The 1,373-nt window shown below is 59.5% G+C and carries 2 protein-coding genes and 1 pseudogene; 1 reads left to right on the top strand and 2 read right to left on the bottom strand.

Annotated features, from left to right (window positions below; translation table 11 throughout):
• The first annotated feature begins 414 nt into the window (after positions 1–414).
• Positions 415–624: a hypothetical protein gene (locus EN939_RS34260; RefSeq protein ID WP_127271832.1), complete on the top strand. Its 210-nt coding sequence runs from the start codon at positions 415–417 to the stop codon at positions 622–624.
• 84 nt (positions 625–708) lie between these two features.
• Here the strand turns inward: EN939_RS34260 and EN939_RS34255 are convergent, their stop codons facing one another.
• Both EN939_RS34255 and EN939_RS34250 read right to left on the bottom strand, forming a co-directional pair.
• Complete coding sequence (locus tag EN939_RS34255; protein WP_023810328.1) at positions 709–897, bottom strand: DUF3008 family protein; 189 nt, start codon at positions 895–897, stop codon at positions 709–711.
• A 64-nt stretch (positions 898–961) separates the two neighbouring features.
• Positions 962–1,373, bottom strand: a pseudogene (locus EN939_RS34250) (glutamate racemase); the annotation flags it as partial.

The raw sequence follows: 1,373 nt of genomic DNA, 5'->3' as shown, positions 1-1,373 counted from the left end.
GCGGTCGATCTTGTACTTCGCGGATTCGCGCTTGCTCATCGCATTCCCTTTTCAAAACAATACACCCGGAACCTCATGGTCCGGGTGAAGGAAACGCGCCCTCCTCTGGCCTCCGTTTTCGAGACCTGACAGGGTTTTCCCACGCAACGCGGCGGAAAACCCACGGGACACGTCAGTTCAAACAAGATAGTAGAATTGGATTTCCACGCATCTTGCGCACATAAAGAAAACCACCGGGCATTGCGGCCCGGTGTTGGCGCGCTGATTAAACGGAGATTTAACCGGTGTCAAGCTTGTGGCTGGCGTAGGCCATGGCGACGATATAGCGTCTCTGGGTTGAGTACAGTGCCGGATGTGGCGGGAGGTTGCGCCAGCGGCATCAGGAAGGGACCGGAGCAGAGGAGCTACAATCGCATGAAGAAATTCTTCCTTACCCTGACGGGAGCCGCTGTGTTGGCGGGATCCATGGCGGTCCTGACACCGGAGCCGGCGGAGGCCAGGCATTGGCACGGACACCGGCATCACCAGGCTTGTCGCATCGTGATCAAGAAGAAGGTTATCTGGCGGCACGGCCACAAGAAGGTCATACGCTACAAGATCAAGCGCTGCAGCGGGCGCTGGTAGGCTCCTATCCGGTCTCAGGCGGCCGACATCGATTCAAAGCCCGCGGTTTTGGCCGCGGGCTCTTTGATTCCGGATGCTTAATCCTTAGTCTTTCGACTTCTTCTCCGGCAGGCCCTTGCGCTTCGTCTCGGCGAATTCCTCGAGCTGCTTTTCGCTCATCGATTCGTACATTCCCTTGGAAGCGCCCTGGAGTTCGCTCTTCTTGGTCTCGCCGCGCTTGGCCGACAGAGCCGCGCCGGCGGCTTTCTGCTGGGCTTTCGAGGTGGCTGGCATGGTTCTTTCTCCCGTTGGAATCTGGGGAAAAACGCAACGACTGCCGTGATGTTCCGCTTCGCAATCACGACATAGCCAGCCCGAAGCCCTGTATCAGGCGACGGGTCGGGAAATCGGCTCTTGCCGATGTGAAGACGGCAAGGTCGGGTCCTTCAGGCAGCATCTCGCCACGACCGCTCGGATCGATGTCGGCGAGAAGCGACAGCGCCCGGCGCGCAATCGCTTCAGCGGGGTCGAGCCAATCGACCGGCCAGGGCGCCGTCTTGCGCATGCGATTGGCCAGAAAGGGGTAGTGTGTGCAGGCGAGCACGACGATATCCGTACGCAACGCATCATGTTCGACGAAGCACGGCGTGATCTCGGTGCGTACGGCCTCCTCATCGACGAAGCCCTCACGCATGTAGATCTCAGCCAGTCCCGCCAGCCTGTCGCTGCCGACCAGGCGGACATGGCATTTCTGTGCCCATTTGCTGATC

The sequence above is a fragment of the Mesorhizobium sp. M7A.F.Ca.CA.002.05.1.1 genome (genome assembly GCF_003998335.1).
GTDB lineage: Bacteria > Pseudomonadota > Alphaproteobacteria > Rhizobiales > Rhizobiaceae > Mesorhizobium.
The sequence above is the reverse complement of the archived record's forward strand: the minus strand, read 5'-3'. Positions and strand labels throughout refer to the sequence as shown.

Excerpts from the sequence above, each read along its gene's own strand:
- EN939_RS34260 (WP_127271832.1), top strand. The coding sequence starts at position 415 with ATGAAGAAATTCTTCCTTACCCTGACGGGAGCCGCTGTGTTGGCGGGA.
- EN939_RS34255 (WP_023810328.1), bottom strand. The coding sequence starts at position 897 with ATGCCAGCCACCTCGAAAGCCCAGCAGAAAGCCGCCGGCGCGGCTCTG.